Here is a 26729-nt window from a genome sequence, read left to right on the forward strand (position 1 = left end):
AGTTCACTATGAACACGTTGTCGTTTTTACATTCCGCCATTAATCAACGTCTGCTGCTGCCAGTGGTGTTTGCTCTGCTGACCACGCCGGTTTTGGCCGCAGGTGACAATAGTACCAATAGCAAAACGCCGGACTGCCCCAGCGGTCAGGTGTATGACAGCACGAAAAAACAGTGCGTACCTGAAAAAACAAGCCAGCTCAGCGATGAAGATAAAACGCGTTATGCCTATCATCTGGCCAAAAAAGGGGAGTACCAGGCGGCCCTGGACCTGCTCAACACCCTGAAAAATGGCGATACCGCGGAAGCCTGGAATTACCGGGGCTATGCCACGCGTAAGCTGGGCCGTACCGATGAGGGCATTGGCTACTATCAGCGTTCAATCGCGCTCGATCCGACCTATGCCAAAGTACGTGAATACCTTGGTGAAGCATGGCTGGCGAAAGGCCGTCCTGACCTGGCAAAAGAGCAATTGAAAACTATCGCCACGCTGTGCGGCTATAGCTGCGAGGAGTACCGGGATCTTCAGGCAGCGATCGACGGTCATCCTGAGTCCTGAATAAGAGTATGAGGATAAAAAAATTACGACCAGCGGCGTCCGTCAGCATCTTGCTGCACATCTGACACGCCTGTGGCGCTATGGGTTGGTTCTGTCGCGTAACCGAGAGGTTGTCGAAGAGCGGGTTCAGTCTGCCTGTGTCCGCGCGCTTGAAAAAAGCGCGCGGTTCACCCCGAGGAGGCGGCCGACACGTTGCCCGTCCCGATTGGTTACCCTATCCTGGTTTTATCTCCAATTGACCGGCCCCGGGCAATAGCCGCTGTCAATGTTCCCTGGCCAATTCGTGGCATACGATACCGAGCTGTTCTACGGCATGCAAAAGCGCGGGGGTGGGTTCATTCGCACCGTTCAGGCGCAGGTAGTTTTGCAGTTCCGCCGCGCCCGGGGAAAACAGCGGCCCCGGACTGACGCCAATGCCCAGGGCGAGTGCGCGACGATGTACCTCCAGCGCATCTATCCTGGAGGGGAGTTGTACCCAAATCAAAAAGCCGGCTTCCGGAGCCGCGACGCGCGTGCCCGGTGGGAAGCAGGCTTCAACTCGGGTGATGATGGCGCGCATACCTTCCGCAATCCGCAGCTTCAGGTGCCGCAGGTGCCTGTCGTAATCGCCGCTGGCGAGGATCTCGTTTGCCGCGGCTTCAATCAGCGGCGCGCCTGCCCATTCTCCGGCCATGCGGGCCTGCAATACCGCGGAGTGGTAGCGTCCGGCAGCAATCCAGCCAATTCGCCAGCCCGGCGCCAGGGTTTTCGACAGCGAACTGCAATAAATCACATTTCCGTCCCTGTCGAAGGCTTTACACGCGGGCGGACGCTGAGCGCCACCGGCCAGATCGCCATACACATCGTCCTCAATGAGCGGGATGCCCTTATCGGCGAGCAGCGCCACCAGCGCCTGTTTGCGCGCCACGGGCATGCTGGCACCCAGCGGATTTTGCACCGTGGGTGAGGCAAGCACGGCCGCAGGGCGGTGGCGCTGGATAGCCTCTTCAAGGGGCGCCAACAATAAGCCTTCAATCGGGTCTGTGGGGATCTGTAACGCCTTCAGACCCAGATCTTCCAGCAGCAGAAGCGTGCCGAAGTAGGCGGGCTGCTCTATCGCGACAGCATCGCCAGGCTGGCATACCGCGCGGAGCGCCAGACGTAGCGCCTGGGTTGCGCCTGCCGTAATGATAAGGTCATCCGCGCCAAAAAGAGCGCCCCACTGCGCAGCGCGTGCGGCAATCTTTCTGCGCAGGTCCGCTCTTCCCGGGGGCAGGCTGTAGCTCTGCCCGCGCGCATCAAGCCGACGACCGGCGGTGTGCAGCGCCCGCTGTAGTGCATCCACGGGAAGCCAGGCGGGATCGGGTAGCGCGGCGCCAAGCGGCACCAGACGCGCTTCAGCGCTACCGAACAGCGACCGGGCAATGGCGGACATAGTCACCGGCACCGGCCCGGGCAAAGAGGCAGCGCGCTGTTCGTTTCCGGAGGCGGCTGGCTGGCGGACAAAATAGCCTGAACGCGGTCGCGCGATAATCAGACCCTCCGCCTCAAGATAACGCAGTGCTTCCAGGGCCGTGGGGAGGCTGACCTGTTCGCGTTCGGCCAGTTTACGCGCGGAGATAATGCGATCGCCAGCCCGTAAAACGCCTGAAGCAAGCGTCAGCCGCAGCATATCGGCTATACGGCGGTAGCGGGGCGTCGGCGGGGATATTTCGGACATCGTCATCTGTATAGTCTGCTTTTTGATAAATCTGACTATACAGGCGAAGCGGGGCGCCATCTATAGTGTGTTCCACACCAACCAGCCGGGGAAATCATATGCACAGCGACAGTTTTGACCTTTCACTTTACTTCCGCCGCATAGGCTATAGCGGGCCTGCGGCAGCGGATACCGCAACGCTACACGCGCTCATGCGTCACCAGCTCTTTGCCATCCCCTTCGAAAATCTGGACGTACAGGCAGGTAAAATCGTGTCGATGGAGCCCGATGATATTGCCAACAAGCTCTTACGGCAGAGACGGGGCGGCTACTGTTATGAACTCAACGGGCTGTTTACCATGGTGCTGGAAGCGCTGGGCATTGCCTGGCGGTTTGTCGCGGCGCGGCCCATGTTCTATCCCGCGCGCCGGCCTAAAACCCATATGGCGGTCGTCGCGGAAGTCGAGGGCCGTCAGTGGCTTTGCGACCTTGGCTTTGGGAGCTACGGTATTCGCGCGCCGCTGGCCCTGGATGAACTTGATACGGACATTATCCAGGATTTCGATACGTTCCGGCTTAGCCGCGATGCGCACGGCGACTATCTGCTGCAGGCAAAAGTTGAGGGAAGCTGGGCCAATCAATATGGTTTTGACCTGTCACCTCAGGAATGGATTGATTTTGCTCCGGCCAATTTCCTTAACTCCACGCACCCCGACGCGGTCTTTGTACAAAAGCTGCTGGTTATACAGCATCAGCCCGAGGGGCGCTTTATTCTGCTGGGCAATACGCTCAAGAGCATTACCGCGGATCGGGTAGAAAAGCAGCGGCTGGAAGACGATGAAATTGCGCATGTACTTGAGCAGCGCTTTGCGTTGTCTGCCCGCTAATTAATCAAAGGGGCCAATGAGTCCGGGGCGGAACGGGCACGAAGCAGGGATGCCGGGGGAGCCATCGCGATCGCCATGAGGTGGGAGTGACCGCTTCCCCGTGCCCCTCTCAATCTGTTCATCTGCTGCGACATCAGCAGCGGGTGATTATTTACGTTGCCGGCGGGTATATGAAATAGCAGATAATGCAAATAAAAAACTAACGCCACTTTTAATAAACAAGGCTATTCAGTTAATTACCACTACAAAAATAAGATAATTCTATCTGAGCTGGCCAATCTGTATCCGTAGTACATATTTCCGCCACACAACCCCCTGCGCCTGGAAATTCATTGCTAACAAGTAGTTACAGCTGCGCGGCAATATTTTGGCGATAAAAAATGGTTAAAATAAAATCATCTACTAAAATCAAATTGTTGATTAAATTCATACAATGCTCGTTCGTATTAATTTAGATAATTGGCTTTGTGTCGAATGCCCAAAATTTAAGCAGCGGGTGATAGCTGCTGACGATAATTATCCCGCTCGATATTGCCCTGGGTCTGGCAGGTAAATTCCTGCTCTGGACGTTTGTGTAAAACGACACCGGGCTAATTGAGTTATTTCAAAGGACAACGTAAATGACGAATATCTACGACTCTACCAATATAAGCAGTCAGGAAGCAGCCAGGCACTTGCCTGCGGCTGCTGTAAACAGCGCGAGCGCGGTTTCATGGGGGGCGATATTTGCAGGCGCCGCCGCTGCCGCCTCGCTGGCGCTTATGCTGCTCATGCTTGGCGCCGGATTAGGCCTCACTTCAATCTCTCCCTGGGAAAACCAAGGTCTTGCGGCGGGTACCGTCGGTATTGCCGCCATCGCCTGGCTGACGTTTACCCAAATTGTGGCGTCAGGAATGGGGGGATATCTGGCCGGACGGCTTCGGACTAAATGGGTTGATACGCATACCAATGAAATCTATTTCCGCGATACGGCGCATGGCTTTCTGACATGGGCGGTGGCGCTGCTGGTATCAGCCGTTCTTTTAACCACCACCATCAGTTCACTCATCGGCGGCAGCGCAAAAGTCATTGGTTCCGTTGCCGGGGGCGCGACGGCAACCGCCGTGAATAACGCGGGGGAGGGATCCTCGATGTTATCGAAGTCATCGATGGAATATTTTACCCGCTCGCTGTTCAGGGCGAGCGGCTCCACTCCGGCAGGTAACAGCAACTCACCGGGCAATGATGTCATGGCCATGAATCAACCGGCGCCGCCAAAGGCGGAGTCACCCGCTCAATTAGCCGAGGTGACGGGCATTTTTGCTAACAGTATTTATTCTGGCGCGCTTCCCAAGGATGATCTGACCTATGTGGCGCAGCTGGTTTCTCAGAATACCGGCATCAGTCAGCAAGAGGCCGAACAGCGGGTACAGGCGGTTTATGATAAAGCCCAGGCTAATTTGAAAGAGGCAAAAGATAAAGCGCAGCAGGCCGCAGACGCCGCCAGAAAAACCACCAGCTACGTCACTCTGTGGTCATTTATTTCTCTGTTAATTGGCGCTTTTGTTGCCAGTCTCTGTGCCACCTATGGCGGCCGTCAGCGTGATTTATAACGTCTAATACTCATTATACGGGAGGAACCTATGCGTTCAATATTGCTTTTCTTTCTGGGTGTGCCAATTCCTATCATTATTTTAATCGCGCTATTTGTGCACTGACTATTTTCCGGCCCCGCAGGAATCGTGGTTAAGAAAATACTGACCCTCGCACATTACCGCTAAAGCATAAATGCCCTTCGAGGGCATTTATGCTTTTTATCAGGCGCTCAGAGGAGCCTGCTGCGCGTCACCAGGGAAGCTCTCCGCGACAGGGTGATGTCAACTATCAATAACACCCGCAGTGAATTAACACTCACGCCTTGCCATCATTAGCGCCAGGTCAACGAGGCGGTTAGAGAAGCCCCATTCATTGTCGTACCACGCCAGAATTTTAACCATATTGCCGCCAATCACCAGCGTTGACAGACCGTCGATAATCGACGAGCGCGGGTCACCCTGGTAGTCGCTGGAGACAAGCGGTTCATCGCTATAGCCGAGGATCCCTTTTAGCGGCCCCGCCGCGGCGGCTTCACGAAAGGCATTGTTCACCTCATCGGCCGTCACCTCTCGCGCCAGCGTCACGGTCAGGTCGACAATAGACACTACCGGTACCGGGACGCGCAGCGAGTATCCCGTTAAGCGGCCATCCAGCTCAGGAATAACTTTGCCCAGCGCCTTCGCTGCGCCGCTGGAGTAAGGCACTATCGACAGAGCGGCGGCGCGAGCGCCGCGCAGATCTTTTTCCGGCTCATCGTGCAGGGCCTGGCTGTTGGTGTAGGCGTGGGTGGTGTTCATCAAACCGTGCTTAATACCGAAATGCTGGTGCAGAACCTGCGCGGCAGGCGCCAGACCGTTGGTGGTGCAGCTACCGTTGCTGACCACGTAGTGTTTATCCGGGGAGTAGAGGCCATCGTTAACGCCCATCACGATGGTTAAATCATCGTTTTTGCCGGGGGCGGAGATAATCACGCGCTTTGCGCCACCGCTGTGAATATGCACCGCCGCCTTGTCGCGATCGGTGAAGAATCCGGTGGCTTCAATGACGATATCGACTTCACGCTGATGCCACGGGATATTGGCCGGGTCGCGTTCGCTGAATACGGTTATGGGTTTACCGTCAACCACAAGCTGCCCTTCACCGGCGGTGACGTCGGCGTCGAGCTTACCGAGCAGCGAGTCGTATTTCAGCAGATGCGCCAGCGTTTTGCTGTCCGTCAAATCGTTGATCGCCACAATCTGAATATCCGGATGACCCAGTGCAGCGCGTAGTACGTTGCGTCCGATACGGCCAAAACCGTTAATACCGACCTTTACCATGATTAACTCCTTATCCATTGTCTCTGGCGTCAGAGTAGGCCGGGCAGGCTTTGGCGTAAATGACAAAAAAGGATCACTTTACGCCATTTTGCGACAGTGAAATCGCTGGCGATATTCCCCGGGTGTGAGGTGAAGCTGTTTTTCAAACAGCCGTCGCAGGTTAATGCTGCTGCCAAATCCCGTTTGTTCGGCGATACGATCCAGCGTCTCGTTAGTTTGCTCCAGACGCTGCCGCGCGGCGGCCAGACGGGCTTCGGCGACGTAGCGCGCCGGCGAAGCACCGGTTTCCCGGGTAAATACGCGGGTGAAATTCCTTGGACTCATGGCGACCCTTTCCGCCAGTTTATCGACGCTGAGATCGGCGGTGAGGTTTGCGAGCAACCACGCCAGCAGATCGTTAATAGGGCCCAGGGTGCTGGTCTGCTGAAGGTTGTAGCGGCTAAACTGCAGCTGGCCGCCGGGACGACGCAGGTACATGACGAAATCCTGGGCAATATCGCGCGCCAGGCTGAAGCCGTAGTCCTCTTCAACCAGCGCCAGGGTGAGATCGAAGCCGGAACTGACCCCGCCAGAGGTCCATATGTGTTCGTCCTGAATATAGAGCGGACCGCCTTCGACGCGTACCTGAGGAAATTCCGCCTGCAGGGTATCCAGTAGCTTCCAGTGGGTAGTGGCTCGCCTGCCGTCCAGCAGCCCGGTTTGCGCCAGCAGCAGGGCTCCGCCGCAAATGGAAGCAATGCGGCGGGCATGGGGAGCCGCAAGGCGCAGCCAGTCAACCACCGCAACCCCTTCCTGCGGGTTTTGACCTCTGCCGGTAATCATGATGGTATCGAGCGGCTCGCGAGGGTCTATCTCATGCAGGCGATGATCGGCCAGCAGATTTAAACCGGACTGACCATGGATCACCTGATGCGGCTGGGTGGTCGCTAGCTGGACCTGGTAGCAGAGCTCCCCGGCGCCTTCCGGGTGCAGACGGTTGGCCTGCATCAGAATGTCGGCAATACCGGCGGATTCAAACAGCATGCCGCCATCCGGGACAATAATAAGTATCTTCTTCATGTCCTGAAAAGTAATCTTTTTACAGAATAAGTCAACAGAACAGACGGGGGAGGGGGAGTTTCTGCCACCGCAGCGACGCTCTCGTCTCGCTCGCTGATGGTGTGACGTCGACGGGATGGGGTTGCCTGCTGAGGTAGGTCTCGCACAAACTGGACTGGAAAAATAGTACCGAATCTCCGCTATGAGCTAATAGCAGACATAACATCCCCGGGATAGTTTGGGAAAGGATACTCTTCCAGCATCAGTTTCGGTTCATGCTTTTTGGGACAGGATACTTTATGCTGGTTACTCTCATTTATAGGATACGACCATGATAACTGTAGAGAAATCCGATCCATTTTCTTCAGAATCCCATCGCTTAATCGAAATGCTATCAGCTGAACTTGCCGCTATTACGGGGGATAGTGGCAAAAGCAATTTCACCGTTGAAGCAATGAATGATGACAAAGCCTTGTGGGTATTGGCAAAGAATACTCATGGCGAAGCAATAGGATGCGGCGCTATTCGGCCGATAACGCAAAATATAGCCGAGCTTAAAAGAATGTTTTCAGACCGAAGCGTGCCAGGAGTTGGGGGAGCTTTACTCACTTTTCTGGAAACATCTGCAAAAGATATGGGTTATAGCGAACTCAGACTGGAAACCCGACACATCAACCATCGGGCAGTAAATTTCTACGAGAAAAATGGATATATTCGTATTGAAAATTACGGCCCCTATGTCGGTAGGACAGAAGCCGTGTGTTTCTCAAAAGCATTGCGCTGATTGTATTAATTGGACCTGCTTTCCGCTCCAGGCACAACGCTGTCTACCAAACTCCACCAATGCCCGTTTAGCTATAGCGTTAAGGCTGTGAGAATAAAGACAGATAACGATAATGCGCAGGATCGTGTGTTGCGCTCATGCAGAACCATGGTCATCGCGGTTTCTGCATCGAAACGGAGCAGCCGGCATGATCGAGGAGGGGACTCCTCCGGAGAAAACGTGCGGAGTATACAGGCACCTTAAAGGGAGCATTTTTCCATGGCGATTCACTGTGCCTGTCTCTGGCCGATATATTCCTCTAATCCCTTTGCCAGGACATCGAAAACCAATTTGCAGCACAGACTATTGCGCAGGTCTTCGTGCATGACGATCCAGGTATCAAGATAGAAAGAAAAGAAATTCGGCAGTAATCTCCGCAGTGGAACATAGCCATTGGCCAACTGCACCTGGCATATGCCAATGCCGGCACCGGCGCGAATAAGATTCAGCTGAGCCACGTCGCTGTCGGTGCGCATGGAAAATGCATTCCGGCTTAGCTGAGGGAATTTTTCCAGGGCCTTACGGATGAAAGGCGTATCCTGATCAAAGCCAACCAGCGCATGTTTCAGCAGATCTTCGCTATTTTCAGGCGTGCCATGTCGTGCAAGATAGGACGTCGATGCGTGGAGACCGAGTTCAATGCAGCCAACGCGACGCGCAATAAGCTGTTCCTGTACTGGCGTCGTCATGCGTACAGCAATATCGGCTTCCCTGTGCAGTAAATCCTGAACCCGGTTCGACAGAACTAATTCAATCGTTATTTGTGGGTGAGACTCCCTGAGCCTGGCAATAAGCGGCGGCAGAACTTCAACGCCGATAACGTCACTCGCGGAGACGCGGACGACGCCATGAATGGACGCGTTGTTATGACTGAAGTTGGAGGCTGTGCGCGCTAGCGTATTCGCGGTGCTCTCCATCGCTTCGGCATGCACCCTCAGCGCCAGCGCCGTTTCAGTCGCCAGCAAGCCCGTCTGCGACCGCGTGAACAACACCTGGCCCAGAGCGGACTCGAGCGCAGCGATATGCCGTCCCGCCGTAGGCTGCGTAATCGAAAGCCTGCGTGATGCGCCGGAAAGCGAGCCTTCCCTGAGCACAGCCAGAAATGTTCGGTACCACTCCCATGGGATAGATGTATTCATACAAATTTGTATAGCTGCCCTATAAAGATATGCAATTCAATTTAGCTCTGCCTGTACGTACGCTGTCAAGGTCAAATCAGCAAAGAGGCAGACAATATGGAAACCCGAGGCAAGGTCCTGATACTTGGCGCAACCGGCGGAATCGGTGGTGAAACGGCGCGCCGGCTCATTCAGAACAAATGGGACGTTCGTGCACTAAAACGAGGACTTCATGGCAGTGAACGACGTGGTGACATCCAGTGGGTAGGGGGCGACGCTCTCGACCCGGAGCAGGTCGCCGCTGCGGCAGCAGACTGTAGCGCGATCGTTCACGCCGTCAATCCGCCCGGCTACAGAAACTGGAAGCATCTGGTGCTGCCTATGCTGCGCAACACGATTGGCGCAGCAGAACGAACCGGCGCCTTGATCGTGCTTCCCGGGACCGTTTACAACTATGGTCCTGACGCTTTTCCGCTATTACGGGAAGACGCTCAGCAGACGCCGGTCACCAGGAAGGGAGCTATCAGGGTACAAATGGAGAAAGAACTGGCGGCCTATTCGCAGCGTGGCGGACGGGTATTGATCGTCCGCGCGGGGGATTTTTTTGGTCCGCGCGCCGGTAATAACTGGTTTTCTCAAGGTCTGATTAAGCCCGGCAAGCTGCCTGGCGTCATTACCAATCCAGCTTCGTTTGCAACCGGTCACCAGTGGGCTTACTTACCTGATGTCGCGGAAACGATAGCTGCGCTGCTGGCACGACGCGAGGAGCTTGAGCCCTTTGCACGTTTTCATATGCAAGGTCACTGGGATGCCGACGGCAGCGAAATGGTCAGCGCGATTCAACGCACTGCAGCACGCTATGGCGGCATGGCCAAAATACAATCATTTCCGTGGTGGTTGATGTACCTGGCAGCACCTTTCAACGCAACCTTACGCGAACTTCTGGAGATGCGGTACCTGTGGCGCCAGCCGGTTCGCCTGGACAATACGAAACTGGTGAATTTTTTAGGTGCCGAGCCTCACACCCCTCTTGATGAAGCTGTCCATGCGACATTACAGGGCCTGGGCTGCATTGATCGTACCGAGATGCCTCGTATAACAAGGTAGCGGTACTGCCAGCCACTCATCGGCTGGCACACCATGCCAGGACGTGTGGCATAACGCTAAAGGCGCTGGCAGACCAGCCCTTTATTCTGGCGACAGGCGGATGCGCCGTTAATGGCAAAAGCCTGATGGAAAAGGCGGGTCTGCAACTTGTTGATATACGCGTGACGGTACGCGACTGGATTAGCGCCTGTAAGCTGGTCGCGGAAGGGATGGGCGTCGCCATTGTGCCTGAATTAGCCCTGCCAGAGGCGTTGCGCAATCTGTGCGTGGTGCCAGTGACGCCTGCCATACACCGTGAGTTTCGGCTGGTCTGTTCGTCATCCGGAACGTCTTCCGGCGCAACGCAGGCGCTACTTAACGCGCTACGTAAACGAGGATGAGCGGGCATGCGGCGAACCGGATCGTCAGCGATAAGCGACAAACCGGCTTATTGTTTATATCGGCGCAGGCTGGAGGCGGGATGCCGAAGGAGGGCTGATTCGGGGCGTATTGGGCGGCGCACCAGCTCTCCCCCACAGTTCGGGCACCGGCCTTGCAGCTGCTGAGTCACGCAGTTAACGCAAAAGGTGCATTCGAATGAACAGATGTACGCGCTTGTTGATTCTGGCGGCAGATCGTTATCACAGCATTCACAATTAGGGCGAAGTTCAAGCATGGTGATCTCCTGCTATTAAATAAAGGGGCGTCATGAGCGCGCGAGGGGCATCTGCCTGTCCCGTATTCGAACCGCTGCGCTTAATCTGCACGAGATGAGCATGATCGACAGGTCGAAAAAAAGCAAGAGATTGAGTGGCTTATCAGTACCAACCGCTTCTGGCGCTGGTGGTTGGGGGAAAAGACCGCTGAGCCTGTGCAGCGCGAGAAGAGGACGTTAATAGAGGAATAAAAACATCGCCAGATTTGCCCGTGGCGGCTACAGTTAAAATTATTTAACTGGTATGACCACATGGGCGGATATCTTTTATGAACCTGATAACAATCCCTGTAAAGCAGGGGGATGTTCTGGCTGCCACAGTATGGGAGAGAAGCGATGCTAAAGCGCTGGTGATTCTCCATCCTGCCACCGCGGTATCACAGGCGTTTTACAAGGACTTCGCTGAGTATCTTTACGCAATGGGATTCAATGTTCTGACCTACGACTATCGGGGGATAGGTCATTCCAGGTCAGGCACGCTGCAACACTGTCATGTCTCAATGTCTGACTGGATCGAGCAGGATGTCGGCTGCGTCACCGCGTGGGCAAAGCTGCGTTTCCCCAATCTTCTGCTGATGGCGGTAGGGCACAGCGTTGGTGGGCACGCTATTCTGCTTTCGACGGCCACCCGGTCGCTGCATGCGGCGGTTCTTGTTGCTTCGCACGCTGGCGTCACCCGCACAATTAAACAAACGCAGGAAAAGCTCAGAGTCTGGTTTTTATTACGTATTCTGGCGCCGGTTCTGTGTCGTACCTTTGGCTATATGCCTGCCAGACGCCTCGGGCTGGGGGAAGATTTACCCGCGCCCGTCATGCTGCAATGGGGGCGCTGGAGTGCCATGCCCGACTATTTTTATGACGATCGCGCCTGGGATGCGCGCCGACGGGCAAGCGAAGTCACGTTACCCCTTCTGGTACTCGGTTTTGATGACGATCCCTGGGCTAATTCTGCAGCGATTACGCGCCTGATGGCGCCGGTGGAAAACGCAAAAATTGAACGCCGCGAGATCCGGCACGCGGATTATGGTATTCCGGCCGTCGGCCACATGGGCTTTTTCCGTACCCGATGTGCGGAAAAAATATGGCCTGAAGTCGGTCGCTGGCTGGAGAGACAGTGTCAACATTATGGGTAATTATCCTTATGGCCAGAAAGATGCTCCGGGGAGTTCGGTTAATGTCTGACTCCTGTGCTTCTGGCACGGAACTGACTGCTGCAGGAGTCACGGGGAGGAGCGGACTTTCAGAGCGCGGTTGAATAGCAAGAAGTGGGCTTCAGAGGATTGGCGTTACCCGCGTCTTATAACCTCAGTTCAGCTGAGAGTCCGCACCACACAATTATTAGGTACTACGTCAGGGATGAGAGTCGTTGCCATAGGGCAGACTCCGATGAATATGGGGTTATGACCGCCACCTGAGGTTCCAATCTCGTTGGTGGCGGAACCAGACGGGGTTGGAACTACCGGCCTCATCGACACCGACGCATCTTTCAATGCCCCCACCTGGCCCACCATTGAGATGTGACCGTGCGCACGACATAAAAAAAGTGCTAACGCGCGTTAAGTCGCCGATGAAGTTAGACAGGGTTCCAATCCTGGCACCTGATTTTGCAGGTGCAACAATACGATACAACGCTTACCCGCGCCGGGTAATACCGTTTGCTGGCAGGCGGCTCGCAGAAATGAAAGGTAGTTAATGGTAAAGCCGAAAATTAGGGGTTGTATTTATGCTGCTATATATTTGTAAAAGCGTTTTTTCATTCAAGAGGATATATTGGAGGGGGGAATAGCGGCAATGAGTCTTTGAAGTATAAACTGAGTGAATAGAATTGAGAACAATAATTATTGGCGCCAACTATTATCACAGGAAAGACAACTGTAAGGATCTGCAAAGGTTTTATGATGTGCTGACTTTCAATGTTATGCTCAAAATAAAAATGGAGAGTGCTAATGAATATACCAACACCTTTTAGTTTGATAGGTATGATGCTGAAGTGGGTTTGGAATAAGATTACTATTTTTTGGTTGTTTAAAACTTATAAAAAACCCCATGAATACAAACTAAAAGATCTAAGGCTGGGTTCACGTTGGGAAAAGTTAGGTGATGATCTCGAGTATTCAATAAGATTGGCTAATGCAGCCGATCACGAATCGCTTAAATCAAAAGTGGCTTTTCGTGCTGCGAAAGGAATGCTTAAAAATGTGACACTATTCTTTGAAGCTTCAGGAAGTGGTATTCGTTACCTGCAAAAAATTGAGTTAATAAACTTAGATCAAGATTTAGTAATTGTTCATTTAGATCAAATTCCTAGGCAGGATTTGATTGAGGCATCCGAGGCAGGTATATTTTTTACTATAAATAAGATACGTTTCATCCAGTGTATAGTAACCCACATAGACGGATACCAGTGTCCGCCTTTTGATTCAATACCAGTACATCTTTCGCAGAATTGGTTACTGAACGATAAGTGGGAACAGCGTTGGGGTATTTTATGGAATTGCAATGCAATAGAACAAGCAAAATATGAAATTTCAGGGTATTGGAGATTCAGGCTTGGGGAGTATCGTCATTTTTTAATTTATCAAGCTGAGCATGAAAAACTCTCTATGCAATCTCAGCTTCGAAAATTAGTTTGCAGATTTTTAATTCATCCTTACATGTTAACTTTACAGTTTTGGTTAGCGATTCATTCTGGGTGTTTTAGCTTAGTAGATGGGAAGTTAATTTATAAGAATCAACAAGAGACAAGTGTGATTGATTAGCTGTAATGGATATTATATTGCTTATTGTCCAGGACTATATAAGTCTTAATTCGTTCTTTGCACATAGGCATGTTTATTTAATACTCTTTTGACTCGAAGAACACTAATATCCATTTTACAGTCTGGTCTATCCAAATAAAAAACGGCGATAACTCCAAACCCAGTTTATCGCCGTTTAGCGTCTAAGCCACCTTACTCCTTCTTCTCGCCCAGCGTCGGCGTCTCGTCAAAGAAGTTCCACGGTTTCAGCAGCGCGTGCGCCCACTCGGTCGGCATAATCGGCCACTCCTCGGCGCGGGCCACGTGGGTGGTGCCGGTGGTGATCCACACCACGTCATCATGGTTGTCCAGCGACTCGTCATCTTTCGCGTACTGGCCGAGGCCGGTGTCGTGAATCGAACGGTTAGGGTACTTGCCTTCCGGGAAGCGCTCGGTGGGATGATAGCGGGTGACCCACAGCTGCTTATCCATAAAGCTCAGACGATGATAAATCCACTCATCAGGGGCAAATTTTGCCCCGGTGGCGACCGGATGCGTGCCGCCCGCGTAGGGGATAATCTGATACGACACCGGGTTGCCCATCCGGTTTTCTTTCGTGGTATTGCTCAGCAGACGGATGGTGCCCGGGTCAAATTTCTGCGCTGCTTTCTGCTCGCTATCAATCGTGTACTGATTGATCTGCATGGTGCTGGTACGCGGACCGCCGGCGGTATTCGGCTTCACTTCCGGGTCCATGGCCACCAGCGTGTTGTTCTCGCCGTCAACGTCAAGATCGAGGCGGAAGTTATAAATATGCTGGTGGGTGGTGCCGACAATATTATGGTCAATCAGCGTGCCGTAGCGGGTGTCCTCTTTGGCGCTCGGATCGTGCATGGTCTTCGCCTGCACGCCTTTCACCGCTTCGATGCCGGTTGCCCCGGCATCAATGCCGATGGTGCCGTTTTCGTGGAATACCCAGTCAAAAATATAGTCGTAGTTGCCGACGGTGCTGATCCAGCGCACCACCAGCTCGCGGCGCTCGGTACTGACGTTTGGCTTGCCCATCTCCTGATGCTTATACTCCGGCCCGGCGTAGCGTTCGAAGATGGCGATTGCGCGCGGGATGGTCGTGGGCGTGCCGGTATAGTCGGCGATGGTTTCATCCAGCAGGACCGCGTTGGACGGCGCGTCCTTGCCGCGCACGATAGGCGATGTCAGGGTGCCCATGCCGTAGTCGCCGGAGTCCAGATAGGCTTTAAAATACCAACCCACGTCCGGGTCGCCGTAGGGCACGATCATCCCGCCCAGCGAACCTTCATACATCACCTGACGTTTCTTGCCGTTATCGTTATATGTCACGGTGGAGAGAATCGGCCCAACGCGGGAGTTCATGCGCAGGTGGAAATCCCAGTTTTGCCAGTGGATCATATCGCCGGTAATGGTGTAGTTTTTGCCCTCTGGCTCAATGATATCCAGCGGTTTAATCTTTGGCGCAACGCGGTCGCGACCATCATAGGGGCGGGCCGCCATCGGCACCGGGATCGTCGGCCCCTCTTCGATTTTGATGATCTTCTTCTGCTCAAGGTCGACCACTGCTACCAGGTTTTCAATCGGGTGTGCCCAGTAGTTACCGTCGCCAACGTCAAGATAGCTGACCACTTTCAGCAGCCGCGCGTCCTGCTTGAGGCCATCTTTGCCGTCGAAGTAGCCGACGGTTAGCGGGGTGGTAATCACCTTGCTCGGGTCGTCGATGCCGTGTTTTTTTAACACTTCGGCAAATTCGCTGCTGGCGTTGATGATGTTCTGCACGCTGGCGAAATCATCCAGCAGCACCATGCCGTGGGCGTCTTTAATCGGCGTCCATGAAAGCACTTTTTTATTCTGTAAATCCACCACCGCCTCAATAACGTGCTTGCCGTCGAGCATGATCACGTCGGCAGCGCGCGGGGCGTTGACCGGCGTACCGTTGAGGGCAAAATCCCACACCGCTTTTTTATCCGGCTCGCGCAGGGAGATCTCGGTGAATCGGGTATTGGGTTTGAAATCCGCCGCGGCTTTAACGATAGCGACCGCTGCGCTGATTTCCGCCGCTGACAGCGAGTTCAGCGGATGCGGGCGTTTTTCCACCTGGAAGGTCTGGTCAAGACCGGACTGAAACACGTCGTTGATAAAGGTGTCAGAAACCCACGCTTTGCCGTCTTTCATCACTACCGGCACCTGCAGCTCCAGGGTTTTACCATTGACGATGGCCGTTTTCGCCCCCGGTTTTACCTTTACGTAAGCGCCGTCTTTAATCAGGGTAAACATCTGCGCGTAGTCATCCCACTGAACGTCCGCGCCAAAATCCTGCAGGGTTTTGTCCATCGGGACCATATGGGCTTCGCCGCCGTGGGCGAACGCCGGGCTTTGCCAGGCGCAAGACAGAGCGACAGCCAACGCCAGAGCCGTTTTGCGGGGAGAAAGAATCGCCATTGAGACCTCACCTTATTGTTGTGTTGTGCAGTGCCGCTGCGAATGTCGGCTTGTGTATCGTTAACCTAACAGCGGTCAGCGCCGGGGCGTTTGCCTGCTTATGCCAGGTTGTTTGTCAGTTTTGCCAGTTATAAAAAATGCCTCCGCAGAGGCATGAAGATGGCGATAAAGATGGGCGAATTTCTAATATTTACTCCGCAAAATCCCCCTGCTGGCGGGCCACCAGGGTCAGGATGGAGTAGAGCGCGACCGCCTGCTGGTGCTGGTTAAAAATCTCTACCGCCCACTCGACGACGCCGGTCGCTTTCTCCTCCGCGCTGCGCTGGCGTTTCACCGTTTTGCGTTTGCAGGTCAGGCGTACCTGGATGGTATCCCCCGGCTTCACCGGCTCGATAAAGCGCAGATTTTCCATTCCGTAGTTGGCGATCACCGGGCCGACCCCGGCGTCAACAAATAGCCCGGCAGCGGCGGAAATCAGGAAATAGCCGTGCACCACGCGCTCGCCGAAAATCGACTCCGCGGCGGCAATCTTATCCATATGAGCGTAAAAGTGATCGCCGCTCAGACAGGCGAAGTTGACGATATCCGCCTCGGCCAGGGTGCGGCGCGGCGTCAGCAGGCTGTCGCCCGGCTGGATCTCCTCGAAATATTTACGGAAAGGGTGAATGCGGTCTTCCACTACCTGGGCGCCGCGCACCCACTGCTGCCCAATGGCGGCGAGCATCGTCGGGCTGCCCTGAACCGCGGTGCGCTGCATATAGTGCTTCACCGCCCGCAGGCCGCCCAGCTCTTCGCCGCCGCCGGCGCGCCCCGGGCCGCCGTGTACCAGCTGCGGCAGCGGGGAGCCGTGGCCGGTGGACTCTGCGGAAGACTCTTCGTTCAGTATCTGAATACGCCCGTGGGCGCGGGCGGCGCCGAGAATAAACGCCCGCGCCAGTTCGCCGCTGGCGGTCACCAGGGTTCCGGCCAGGCTACCTTCGCCGGCCCGCGCCAGGGTCATGGCGTGCTCAACGTTCTGATACGGCATCAGGGTGGCGACGGGACCAAACGCTTCAATAGCGTGTACCGCCGGGGTCTCGTCCGGCTGCGGGCAGTACAGCAGCGTTGGCGGGAAGAAGGCGCCAGCGGCGCTGAAATCGGCCTGGCCCCCCAGCAGCACGTCACATCCAGCGGCCACCAGACGGTTGACGTTATCCTGCACGTCCTGACGCTGTTCGTGGTTCACCAGCGCGCCCATCTTCACGCCTTCCTGCGTCGGGTCGCCGACCACCACTTTTTGCAGGCGCGCAATCAGCGCGTCGCTCACCGCTTTCACCTGCGCCTGCGGCACGATAATACGCCGGATGGCGGTGCACTTTTGCCCGGCCTTCGCCGTCATCTCTCGTACCACTTCGCGAATAAATAGCGCGAACTCCGGCTGCGCCGGCGTGACGTCGTCACCGAGTACGCAGCAGTTCAGCGAATCCGCTTCCATGGTGAAGGGGATGGACTTCGTGACCAGGTTGGGATGCACCCGCAGCTGCTGTCCGGTACGGGCCGAGCCGGTAAAGGTGACCACGTCCTGGCTATCGAGATGGTCGAGCAGATCGCCCGCGCCGCCGCAGATCAGGCTGATTGCCCCCTCCGGCACCAGCCCGCTATCAACAATCATTTTGACCATCGCCTGCGTCAGCTGCGCGGTAGCGGTAGCCGGTTTGACGATGGCCGGCATACCGGCAAGCCAGGTGGGCGCCAGCTTTTCCAGCATGCCCCAGCAGGGGAAGTTAAAGGCGTTGATATGTACCGCTACGCCGGATTTTGACGTGAGCACGTGGCGGGCGGCGAAGCCTCCCTGTTTTGACAGCGGAATCAGCTCATCTTCCGGCCACAGGGTATCGTCCGGCAGCTCGCGGCTGCCGAGACCGGCGTAGGTGAAAAGGGTGCCAATGCCCCCTTCGATATCTACCCAGCTATCGGCGCGGGTGGCGCCGGTTTCGGCGGAGATCGCGTACAGCTCTGCCTTCTGCTCCAGCAAATATCTGGCGAGCGCCTTCAGCATCGCGCTGCGCTCAATAAAGGTCATCGCCCCCAGCGCTTTGCCGCCGCGCTCAATCGCGAAGCGTCGCGCCTGCGCCATATCCAGACCCGCGCTGGTGACTTCCCATAGCGCTTCGCCGCTGATGGCGTGATGGATGGTACGCGCGTGGCCCCGGCCGGTCTGCCACGCGCCGGACAAGTAGCTGGCTAACTGCTGCATGGTTCATCTCCAGATGTGTTACGTGAAATATCTATAAATAGTTCTTTGGTGAATCATAAAAATCAAGCTCGCATTTAATAATTTATTAACATTGTGATCGGTGATGATCTGCGTTATGCACTTAATATCTTGTTAATAAGGGTTTTTACAAAAGCTTTTGCGGTCGCTATCACAAAAAGAACAAACAAAATTTGTGGTTTTATTTAACCTGAATGTAACTTTTATAAAACAAAGTGATTCGAAAATTATTTTTAATCGAATTTATTGGAATCATAAAGGTGATGACGTGACAGAAGAACAACGCTTTGACCAGCGCATCGCGCAGGAGACGGCCATCGAACCGCAGGACTGGATGCCGGAAGCCTACCGCAAAACGCTGATCCGCCAGATTGGTCAGCACGCGCACTCGGAAATCGTCGGCATGCTGCCGGAAGGCAACTGGATCACTCGCGCGCCGACCCTTAGGCGCAAAGCGATTCTGCTGGCGAAAGTACAGGATGAAGCCGGGCACGGTCTGTACCTCTACAGCGCGGCGGAAACCCTCGGCTGCGCCCGCGAAGACCTGTATCAGAAGATGCTCGACGGCAAGATGAAGTACTCCTCCATTTTTAACTACCCGACCCTGAGCTGGGCGGATATCGGCGTGATTGGCTGGCTGGTGGACGGCGCGGCCATCGTCAATCAGGTGGCGCTGTGCCGTACCTCCTACGGACCCTACGCCCGGGCAATGGTCAAGATCTGCAAAGAGGAGAGCTTTCACCAGCGCCAGGGGTTTGAAGCCTGCATGGCGCTGGCGCAGGGCAGCGACGCGCAGCGGCAGATGCTGCAGGACGCCATCAACCGTTTCTGGTGGCCGGCGCTGATGATGTTCGGCCCGGGCGACGATAACTCGCCAAACAGCGCCCGCAGCATGGCGTGGAAAATCAAGCTCCATTCGAACGACGAACTGCGCCAGCGCTTTATCGATAACACCATTCCGCAGGTGGAAATCCTCGGCATGACCGTACCCGACCCGGATTTGCGGCTGGATGAAACCAGCGGCCACTACCGCTTTGGCGCCATCGACTGGCAGGAATTTAATGAAGTGATTGCCGGACGCGGGATCTGCAACCACGAACGCCTGGGCGCTAAACGCAAGGCATGGGAAGAGGGCGCGTGGGTGCGGGAAGCCGCGCTGGCGCATGCGCAAAAACAGCAGGCTCGCGACGCCGCGTAAGGAGAATGAAGATGAGCAAAAACTACTGGCCGTTATATGAAGTGTTCGTTCGCAGCAAACAGGGACTGTCGCACCGCCACGTCGGCAGCCTGCACGCCGCCGATGACCAGATGGCGCTGGAAAACGCCCGCGATGCCTATACCCGCCGCAGTGAGGGCTGCTCGATTTGGGTGGTGAAGGCCAGCGAAATCGTCGCCTCGCAGCCCGAAGAGCGCGGCGCATTTTTCGACCCGGCGGAGAGCAAAGTCTATCGTCATCCCACCTTCTACACCGTGCCCGACGGCATGGAACATATGTGAGGCCGCGATGAAAAACGACAACCCCGTTGCCGCTTATGCCCTGCGCCTCGGCGATAACGGCCTGGTGCTGGCCCAGCGTCTGGGCGAGTGGTGCGGCCACGCGCCGGAGCTGGAGATCGATCTGGCGCTGGCCAATATCGGCCTCGACCTGCTGGGGCAGGCGCGCCATTTCCTCAGCTACGCCGCCGAACTGACCGGCAGCGGCGATGAAGATACCCTGGCCTTTGGCCGCGATGAGCGCCAGTTTTGCAATTTACTGCTGGCGGAGCAGCCAAACGGCAACTTCGCCGACACCCTCGCTCGCCAGTTTTTCATCGATGTCTGGCACGTGGCGCTGTTCAGCCGCCTGGTCGGCAGTCGCGATGCGCAGCTTGCCGCCATCGCCGCCAGGGCGCTGAAAGAGGTGCGCTACCACCAGCGCTTTAGCCGCGGCTGGCTGGAGCGCCTGGGCAACGGCACGGCGCTTTCCGCCCAGAGAATGCAGAGCGCGGTGGATAACCTGTGGCGCTTTACCGGCGAGCTGTTCCAGGCCGATGAGCTGGAAATTGAGCTGAGTGCGCAGGGCATCGCCGTCGACCCGCGCGAACTGCAGGCCGAATGGCAGAACGCGGTGCACACGGCGCTGATCGACGCCGGTTTGCAGATCCCGCAAGAAGCGGCTTTCCGCAGCGGCGGTAAGCAGGGGCTGCACAGCGAACATCTCGGGCCGCTGCTGGCGGAGATGCAGTATTTACAGCGCGCCTATCCCGGCCAGCAGTGGTAGCAGGAGGGGATTATGCAACGTCTGGTTGATATCGCGCCCCCGGAGGTCCACGCCGTCTGGGATCTGTTAGGCGCCATTGCCGATCCGGAAGTGCCGGTGCTGACCATTACCGACCTCGGCCTGGTGCGGAGCGTGGAGCGCCGCGGCGATGGCTGGGTGATTGGCTTCACGCCAACCTATTCGGGCTGCCCGGCCACCGAACATCTGCTGGGAGAAATCCGCGCGGCAATGACGGAAAACGGCTACGCGCCGGTGCATATCGTGCTGCAGCTTGACCCGCCGTGGACCACCGACTGGATGGGGCCGGACGCGCGTGAACGCCTGCGCCAGTACGGCATCAGTCCGCCGCAGGGCCATGCCTGCCATGCCCACATGCCGGAGGACGTGGTCTGCCCGCGCTGCGGCAGCCGCCACACCTCGCTGATTAGCGAATTCGGTTCCACGGCCTGCAAAGCGCTGTATCGCTGCGACAGCTGCCGGGAACCCTTTGATTACTTTAAATGTATTTGAGGTTGCGATGACGACATTTCATTCGCTTACCGTGGCGAAAGTGGAGCCGGAAACCCGCGATGCGGTCACCATCACCTTTGCCATTCCCGACGCGCTGCGTAATGCATACGCCTTCCGTCCGGGCCAGCATCTGACCCTGAAAGCGCGCCTTGGCGGGGAAGAGCTCAGGCGCTGCTACTCCATTTGCCGCAGCCGCTCGCCGGGTGAAATCAGCGTGGCGGTGAAGGCCATCGACGGCGGGCGCTTCTCGCGCTATGCCCAGAGCGACATTCAGCAAGGCATGGCGCTGGACGTGATGGTGCCGCAGGGCCACTTCGGCTACCAGCCGCAGGTCGGGCGTTGCGCTGAGTACCTGGCGATTGCCGCCGGTTCCGGCATTACGCCGATGATGGCGATTATCGACGCCACCCTCGCCACCGAAGTCGACAGCCGCTTCACGCTGGTTTACGGCAACCGCAGCAGCCACAGCATGATGTTCCGTCAGGCGCTGGCCGACCTGAAAGACCGCTATCCGCAGCGTCTGCAGGTGGTGCACCTGTTCAGCCAGGAGTCGATGGACAGCGATCTGCTGCAGGGGCGCATCAACGGCGACAAGCTGCGCGAACTGGCCGCCCATCTGCTGGACTTCAGCCGCTTCGAGCACGCCTTTATCTGCGGCCCGGCGGCGATGATGGATGAAGCGGAGATCGCCCTGCGCGAGCTGGGCGTACCGGAGGACGCGATTCATCTGGAACGTTTTAATACCCCGGACAGCCGCGCCAGGCGGGCTACCGGCGTCCAGGCGGAGGGCCGCGCGGTCACGATTCGTCAGGACGGCCGCGACCGAACCATTGCCCTGAGCGCGGAGGATGACAGCATTCTTGACGCCGCGCTGCGCCAGGGGGCGGACCTGCCGTTTGCCTGCAAGGGGGGCGTCTGCGCCACCTGTAAATGCAAAGTGCTGCGCGGTGAGGTTGCGATGGCCGCTAACTACAGCCTTGAAGCCGACGAACTGGCGGCGGGCTACGTGCTGAGCTGTCAGGCGCTGCCCACCAGCGACGATGTGGTTGTCGACTTTGACGCGCGGGGGATGGCATGAGCGAACTGTTCATTGCTCGTCACGCGCGCGTACTGCAGCTGACGCTAAATCGCCCGCAGGCGCGCAACGCTTTGAATAACGCGCTGCTGACGCAGATCGCCGACGTGCTCGACGCGGCGGCGCTGGACCCGTCGGTCGGCGTCTGCGTCATCAGCGGTAACGAACGCTTCTTTGCCGCAGGGGCTGACCTGAACGAAATGGCGGAAAAAGATCTGCCCGCCACGCTCGATGATATTCGCCCGCGGCTGTGGGCGCGTATCGACGCCTTCAGTAAACCGCTGATCGCTTCGGTTAACGGCTATGCCCTCGGCGCCGGATGCGAGCTGGCGCTGCTCTGCGATCTGATCGTCGCCGGCGATAACGCCCGCTTCGGCCTGCCGGAAATCACCCTCGGCATGATGCCGGGCGCGGGCGGGACCCAGCGCCTGATCCGCTCCGTCGGTAAGGCGCTGGCCAGCCGGATGGTCTTGAGCGGCGAAAGCATTGATGCCCATCAGGCGCAGCGGGCGGGGCTGGTATGCGAGGTTTATCCGCCAGCGCTCACCGATGAATATGCACTCGCTTTGGCGGCAACCGTGGCTCGCCACTCGCCGCTGGCGCTGCGCGCGGCTAAGCAGGCTTTGCGGTTGTCGCAGGAGGTGAGCCTGCAGGCCGGGCTTCAGCAGGAGCGCCAGCTGTTTACTTTGCTGAGCGCGACCGAAGATCGCCGCGAAGGCATCGACGCCTTTTTACATAAACGCACTGCGGAATTTAAAGGACGCTAATCGTGGAAGCTTTCATTCTCAGCGAAGTGGAACAGGGCGTGATGACGATTACCCTTAATCGCCCGGACCGTCTGAACAGTTTTAACGACCTGATGCACCTGCAGCTGGCGACGTGCCTGAAACAGGCCGAACGCGACGACAGCGTGCGCTGTTTACTGCTGACCGGCGCCGGGCGCGGCTTTTGCGCCGGGCAGGATTTAAATGACCGCAACGTTGACCCCAGCGGGCCGGCGCCGGATCTCGGTTTATCGGTCGAGCGTTTCTACAACCCCCTGGTGCGCCGTCTGGCGGCGCTGCCGAAACCGGTGATTTGCGCGGTGAACGGCGTCGCGGCGGGCGCGGGGGCTACGCTGGCGATGGGCTGCGATATCGTGCTGGCGGCGCGTTCAGCGAAGTTCGTCATGGCGTTCAGCAAGCTTGGTCTGGTGCCGGACTGCGGCGGCAGCTGGTTTCTGCCGCGCGTGGCGGGGCGCGCGCGGGCGATGGGGCTGGCGCTGCTGGGCGATAGCCTGAGCGCGGAGCAGGCGGCGCAGTGGGGGATGATCTGGCAGGTGGTGGACGATGCCGAGCTGAAAGACACCGGCCTGGCGCTGGCCCGGCACCTGGCCGCCCAGCCGACCTATGGCCTCGGGCTGATTAAAAACGCGCTGCGGCTGGCGGAAACCCAGACCCTGGACCAGCAGCTTGACCTGGAGCGCGACTACCAGCGCCTGGCCGGACGCAGCGCCGACTATCGCGAAGGCGTCAGCGCTTTTCTGGCGAAGCGTCCACCTCACTTCAGCGGGAAATAGCCGATGAGCACAACGTTACCTACCGTCGCGGTGATAGGCAGCGGCACCATGGGCGCCGGCATTGCCGAAGTTGCCGCCGCCGCCGGGCATCCGGTACTGATTTACGACATCGCCCCTGAGGCGGTGGTTCGCGCCATCGGCGGGATTCGCCAGCGGCTGGCCTCCCGCGTCAGCCGCGGCAAGCTGGCGGCGGAACAGGCCGGGGCGCTGCTGTCGCGTCTGGCACCGGCTGAGGATCTGAGCGCTTTAGCCCATGCGGAGTTGGTTATTGAAGCCGCCTCCGAGCGCCTGGACGTGAAAAAAGCGCTGTTCAGACAGCTGGCCGAAATCTGCTCCCCGTCGACGCTGCTGGTCAGCAACACGTCGTCGATATCGATCACCGCCATCGCCGCGGGAATAAAACACCCGGAGCGGGTCGCCGGGCTGCACTTCTTTAACCCGGCCCCGGTAATGAAGCTGGTGGAAGTGGTCAGCGGCCTGGCCACCTCGGCGGAAGTCGTTGAACAGCTCTGCCTGCGGGTCAGCGACTGGGGAAAACAGCCGGTTCGCTGCCGCTCAACGCCCGGCTTTATCGTCAACCGCGTGGCGCGGCCTTTTTATGCCGAAGCGTGGCGAGCGCTGGAGGAGCAGGTCGCCGCGCCGGAGGTGATTGACGCCGCCCTGCGCGACGGCGGCGGTTTTCCCATGGGGCCGCTGGCGCTGACCGACCTGATTGGCCAGGACGTCAACTTTGCGGTGACCTGTTCGGTATTTAACGCCTTCTGGCAGGACCGCCGCTATCTGCCGTCGCTGCTGCAGCAGGAGCTGGCGCTGGCCGGACGGCTGGGTAAAAAGAGCGGGCAGGGAGTCTACTGCTGGCCTGCTGAGGCACAGCCTGAGCTGGAGCTGGCCGCCGTATCGGCAGAACGCGCAGCAAAGCGTATAAAACGTGACGTTGTCACCGAGCTGGACGAGGTGCTGCTGCTGGAAACGACCGGTGAAACCGCCCTGGCGTTAAGCCTTCAGCACGGCCGCCCGGTGGTGGTCTACGACCATAGCGCAGGCGATACGGTGGTGCTGGCCAGCGCGGAAACCACCTCTCAGGCGGCGATCGATAAAGCGACTTTCTATTTTCAGCAGCAGGGCAAAAAGGTGCTGCAGATCGCCGACTATCCCGGCCTGCTGGTGTGGCGGACGGTGGCGATGCTGGTTAACGAAGCGCTGGACGCGCTGCAGAAGGGCGTTGCCAGCGCGGAGGATATCGATACCGCCATGCGTCTGGGCGTCAACTACCCGCACGGCCCGCTGGCGTGGGGTGAATCACTAGGCTGGGGCCGGGTGCTGCGGCTGCTGGAAAACCTGCAGCAGCACTACGGCGAAGAGCGCTATCGCCCCTGTTCCCTGCTGCGCCAGAAGGCGCTGATGGAGAGACATCATGAGCAATGAAGCCTGGCACAACGCCCGCGCGATGTACGAGAACGATAACTGTGCGAAAGCGCTGGGAATTGAAATTATCGCGATGGACCAGGGCTACGCGCAGATGACCATGGCGATCGCCCCGAACATGCTCAACGGCCACCATACCTGCCACGGCGGACAGCTGTTTTCGCTCGCCGATACCGCCTTCGCCTACGCCTGCAACAGCCAGGGGCTGGCGGCGGTCGCGTCGGCGGCGAGCATCGATTTTCTGCGTCCGGCCTTTGTCGGCGAGCTGCTGACCGCGACGGCGAGAGTTAAGCATCAGGGCAAGCTGACCGGGGTCTATGACATAGAAATTGTTAACCAACAGCAAAAAGTTGTCGCTCTGTTCCGCGGTAAATCGCACCGCATCGGCGGCACAATCACAGGAGAAGTCTGATGCGCGACGCCTTTATTTGTGACGGGATCCGCACGCCGATTGGCCGCTACGGCGGGGCGCTGGCCAGCGTGCGCGCCGACGACCTCGCCGCCATCCCGCTGCGCGAACTGCTGAGCCGTAACCCGAAGTTCGATCCGGCATCGATCGATGATGTGATTCTCGGCTGCGCCAACCAGGCCGGCGAAGACAACCGCAACGTGGCCCATATGGCGACGCTGCTGGCGGGCTATCCGCACACCGTACCCGGCACCACCATTAACCGTCTGTGCGGCTCCGGTCTCGACGCTATCGGCTTCGCCGCACGCGCCATCAAAGCCGGAGAGGCGGATCTGATGATCGCCGGCGGCGTCGAGTCCATGTCGCGGGCGCCGTTTGTGATGGCCAAAGCCAGCGCCCCCTGGCAGCGCCAGGCCGAGCTGTTTGATACCACCATCGGCTGGCGTTTTGTGAACCCGCTCATGCAGCAGCGATTTGGCACTGACAGCATGCCGGAAACGGCGGAGAATGTAGCTGAATTGTTAAATATCAGCCGCGCCGATCAGGACGCTTTCGCTTTCCGCAGCCAGCAGCGTACGGCTCAGGCCCAGCGCGACGGCATTCTGGCGCAGGAGATCGTACCGGTAAACGTTGTCGACAGGAAAGGAGCGGTAAACGTCGTGCGCGACGACGAGCATCCGCGGGCGGACACCACCATTGAACAGCTTTCGCGGCTAAAAACGCCGTTCCGTCAGGGTGGCGTAGTGACCGCGGGAAATGCCTCCGGCGTCAACGACGGCGCCGCGGCGCTGATTATCGCCAGCTCGCAGCAGGCCATCGTCCAGGGGCTGACGCCCCGGGCGCGTATTGTGGCGATGGCGACGGCGGGCGTCGAGCCGAAGCTGATGGGGCTTGGACCGGTACCGGCGGTACGTAAAGTGCTGGAGCGCGCCGGGCTGAGTATAAACGATATGGATCTGATTGAGCTGAATGAAGCCTTCGCCGCCCAGGCGCTGGGCGTGCTCAGACAGCTGGGGCTGGCGGATGATGCCCCGCATGTTAACCCCAACGGCGGCGCCATCGCCTTAGGCCATCCGTTGGGAATGAGCGGCGCCCGGCTGGCATTAAGCGCCAGCCTGGAGCTGCAGCGCCGCGGCGGGCGCTATGCGCTGTGTACGATGTGTATTGGCGTGGGTCAGGGCATTGCCATGATCCTTGAGCGAGTGTGAGCGAATCTACCTGCGAGTACCCTA

At 57.5% G+C, this 26729-nt stretch carries 24 protein-coding genes and 2 pseudogenes; 19 read left to right on the forward strand and 7 right to left on the reverse strand.

The genetic code is table 11. The features are described 5' to 3' along the window. Positions 1 to 8 precede the first annotated feature (8 nt). Together BJF97_RS13565 and BJF97_RS35115 are read left to right on the forward strand one after the other, a co-directional pair. Positions 9 to 557, forward strand: a complete 549-nt coding sequence (locus tag BJF97_RS13565; protein ID WP_014229165.1) for a tetratricopeptide repeat protein — start codon at positions 9 to 11, stop codon at positions 555 to 557. A 22-nt stretch (positions 558 to 579) separates the two neighbouring features. Continuing rightward, positions 580 to 750, forward strand: a pseudogene (locus BJF97_RS35115) (RNA polymerase sigma factor); the annotation flags it as partial. A 69-nt stretch (positions 751 to 819) separates the two neighbouring features. Here the strand turns inward: BJF97_RS35115 and BJF97_RS13570 are convergent. After that, entirely contained in the window at positions 820 to 2316 is a 1497-nt protein-coding gene (locus BJF97_RS13570; protein ID WP_014229166.1) for an aminotransferase-like domain-containing protein, read from the reverse strand. 38 nt (positions 2317 to 2354) lie between these two features. Here BJF97_RS13570 and BJF97_RS13575 point away from each other — a divergent pair, with 38 nt between their 5' ends. Together BJF97_RS13575 and BJF97_RS13580 are read left to right on the forward strand one after the other, a co-directional pair. After that, positions 2355 to 3122, forward strand: a complete 768-nt coding sequence (locus BJF97_RS13575; protein ID WP_032693429.1) for an arylamine N-acetyltransferase family protein — start codon at positions 2355 to 2357, stop codon at positions 3120 to 3122. A 620-nt stretch (positions 3123 to 3742) separates the two neighbouring features. After that, positions 3743 to 4714, forward strand: a complete 972-nt coding sequence (locus tag BJF97_RS13580) for a hypothetical protein (RefSeq protein WP_032693430.1) — start codon at positions 3743 to 3745, stop codon at positions 4712 to 4714. A gap of 291 nt (positions 4715 to 5005) precedes the next feature. On the opposite strand, the gene gap is transcribed toward BJF97_RS13580, so the two are convergent. Both gap and BJF97_RS13590 read right to left on the reverse strand, forming a co-directional pair. Next, positions 5006 to 6016: a type I glyceraldehyde-3-phosphate dehydrogenase gene (gene gap, locus BJF97_RS13585; protein WP_032693431.1), complete on the reverse strand. Its 1011-nt coding sequence runs from the start codon at positions 6014 to 6016 to the stop codon at positions 5006 to 5008. Positions 6017 to 6094: 78 nt separating this feature from the next. Continuing rightward, a complete protein-coding gene (locus BJF97_RS13590; protein WP_014229170.1) occupies positions 6095 to 7075 on the reverse strand; it encodes a GlxA family transcriptional regulator in 981 nt (326 codons plus the stop codon). A 310-nt stretch (positions 7076 to 7385) separates the two neighbouring features. On the opposite strand from BJF97_RS13590, the gene BJF97_RS13595 reads away from it, so the two are divergent. After that, positions 7386 to 7838, forward strand: coding sequence for a GNAT family N-acetyltransferase (locus BJF97_RS13595; RefSeq protein WP_014229171.1), 453 nt, complete (start codon positions 7386 to 7388; stop codon positions 7836 to 7838). Positions 7839 to 8104: 266 nt separating this feature from the next. On the opposite strand, the gene BJF97_RS13600 is transcribed toward BJF97_RS13595, so the two are convergent. Continuing rightward, positions 8105 to 9016 (reverse strand): LysR family transcriptional regulator, encoded by a 912-nt coding sequence (locus tag BJF97_RS13600; protein WP_032693432.1) that lies wholly within the window; start codon positions 9014 to 9016, stop codon positions 8105 to 8107. A 96-nt stretch (positions 9017 to 9112) separates the two neighbouring features. On the opposite strand from BJF97_RS13600, the gene BJF97_RS13605 reads away from it, so the two are divergent. After that, positions 9113 to 10102, forward strand: coding sequence for an NAD-dependent epimerase/dehydratase family protein (locus BJF97_RS13605; protein ID WP_032693433.1), 990 nt, complete (start codon positions 9113 to 9115; stop codon positions 10100 to 10102). Next, positions 10099 to 10482, forward strand: a pseudogene (locus tag BJF97_RS13610) (LysR family transcriptional regulator substrate-binding protein); the annotation flags it as partial. The gene BJF97_RS13605 and the pseudogene BJF97_RS13610, both read left to right, overlap by 4 nt. A gap of 47 nt (positions 10483 to 10529) precedes the next feature. Here BJF97_RS13610 and BJF97_RS32585 read toward each other — a convergent pair. Continuing rightward, positions 10530 to 10757: a DUF1272 domain-containing protein gene (locus tag BJF97_RS32585; RefSeq protein ID WP_071993367.1), complete on the reverse strand. Its 228-nt coding sequence runs from the start codon at positions 10755 to 10757 to the stop codon at positions 10530 to 10532. A gap of 308 nt (positions 10758 to 11065) precedes the next feature. On the opposite strand from BJF97_RS32585, the gene BJF97_RS13615 reads away from it, so the two are divergent. Together BJF97_RS13615 and BJF97_RS32590 are read left to right on the forward strand one after the other, a co-directional pair. Then, entirely contained in the window at positions 11066 to 11929 is an 864-nt protein-coding gene (locus tag BJF97_RS13615; protein ID WP_032693434.1) for an alpha/beta hydrolase family protein, read from the forward strand. An 813-nt stretch (positions 11930 to 12742) separates the two neighbouring features. Further along, the gene (locus BJF97_RS32590; RefSeq protein ID WP_050595124.1) at positions 12743 to 13555 is read left to right on the forward strand and encodes a hypothetical protein; all 813 of its coding nucleotides are present in this window, start codon (positions 12743 to 12745) and stop codon (positions 13553 to 13555) included. A 192-nt stretch (positions 13556 to 13747) separates the two neighbouring features. On the opposite strand, the gene tynA is transcribed toward BJF97_RS32590, so the two are convergent. Both tynA and paaZ read right to left on the reverse strand, forming a co-directional pair. Further along, a complete protein-coding gene (gene tynA / locus BJF97_RS13625; protein ID WP_014838349.1) occupies positions 13748 to 16006 on the reverse strand; it encodes a primary-amine oxidase in 2259 nt (752 codons plus the stop codon). Between the two features lie 190 nt (positions 16007 to 16196). Continuing rightward, positions 16197 to 18242, reverse strand: coding sequence for a phenylacetic acid degradation bifunctional protein PaaZ (gene paaZ, locus BJF97_RS13630; protein ID WP_032693435.1), 2046 nt, complete (start codon positions 18240 to 18242; stop codon positions 16197 to 16199). Positions 18243 to 18528: 286 nt separating this feature from the next. Between paaZ and paaA the strand changes: the two genes are divergently transcribed. Genes paaA through pcaF form a run of 10 tightly spaced genes read left to right on the forward strand, consistent with a single transcriptional unit; the run spans position 18529 to position 26705 of the window. Then, entirely contained in the window at positions 18529 to 19458 is a 930-nt protein-coding gene (paaA, locus tag BJF97_RS13635; protein WP_014229180.1) for a 1,2-phenylacetyl-CoA epoxidase subunit PaaA, read from the forward strand. An 11-nt stretch (positions 19459 to 19469) separates the two neighbouring features. Beyond that, positions 19470 to 19757 (forward strand): 1,2-phenylacetyl-CoA epoxidase subunit PaaB, encoded by a 288-nt coding sequence (gene paaB / locus BJF97_RS13640; RefSeq protein ID WP_004850493.1) that lies wholly within the window; start codon positions 19470 to 19472, stop codon positions 19755 to 19757. Between the two features lie 7 nt (positions 19758 to 19764). Next, complete coding sequence (gene paaC, locus BJF97_RS13645; RefSeq protein ID WP_032693436.1) at positions 19765 to 20520, forward strand: 1,2-phenylacetyl-CoA epoxidase subunit PaaC; 756 nt, start codon at positions 19765 to 19767, stop codon at positions 20518 to 20520. Positions 20521 to 20532: 12 nt separating this feature from the next. Further along, a complete protein-coding gene (paaD, locus tag BJF97_RS13650) occupies positions 20533 to 21030 on the forward strand; it encodes a 1,2-phenylacetyl-CoA epoxidase subunit PaaD (RefSeq protein ID WP_014229182.1) in 498 nt (165 codons plus the stop codon). Positions 21031 to 21037: 7 nt separating this feature from the next. Beyond that, the gene (gene paaE, locus BJF97_RS13655; RefSeq protein WP_014838352.1) at positions 21038 to 22108 is read left to right on the forward strand and encodes a 1,2-phenylacetyl-CoA epoxidase subunit PaaE; all 1071 of its coding nucleotides are present in this window, start codon (positions 21038 to 21040) and stop codon (positions 22106 to 22108) included. Further along, positions 22105 to 22872 (forward strand): 2,3-dehydroadipyl-CoA hydratase PaaF, encoded by a 768-nt coding sequence (gene paaF / locus BJF97_RS13660; protein ID WP_032693437.1) that lies wholly within the window; start codon positions 22105 to 22107, stop codon positions 22870 to 22872. Before paaE ends, paaF begins: the two co-directional genes overlap by 4 nt. 2 nt (positions 22873 to 22874) lie before the next feature. Next, entirely contained in the window at positions 22875 to 23663 is a 789-nt protein-coding gene (gene paaG / locus BJF97_RS13665; protein WP_032693438.1) for a 2-(1,2-epoxy-1,2-dihydrophenyl)acetyl-CoA isomerase PaaG, read from the forward strand. Positions 23664 to 23666: 3 nt separating this feature from the next. After that, positions 23667 to 25088, forward strand: a complete 1422-nt coding sequence (locus BJF97_RS13670; protein WP_032693439.1) for a 3-hydroxyacyl-CoA dehydrogenase — start codon at positions 23667 to 23669, stop codon at positions 25086 to 25088. Then, entirely contained in the window at positions 25078 to 25500 is a 423-nt protein-coding gene (gene paaI / locus BJF97_RS13675; protein WP_014229187.1) for a hydroxyphenylacetyl-CoA thioesterase PaaI, read from the forward strand. The genes BJF97_RS13670 and paaI overlap by 11 nt, the downstream gene beginning before the upstream one ends. Next, on the forward strand, positions 25500 to 26705 hold the full coding sequence (pcaF, locus tag BJF97_RS13680) for a 3-oxoadipyl-CoA thiolase (protein WP_032693440.1): 1206 nt from the start codon (positions 25500 to 25502) through the stop codon (positions 26703 to 26705). Before paaI ends, pcaF begins: the two co-directional genes overlap by 1 nt. Positions 26706 to 26729 lie beyond the last annotated feature (24 nt).

Origin of the sequence: Klebsiella sp. LTGPAF-6F (assembly GCF_001753185.1) — a bacterium.
Lineage (GTDB): Bacteria > Pseudomonadota > Gammaproteobacteria > Enterobacterales > Enterobacteriaceae > Klebsiella > Klebsiella michiganensis.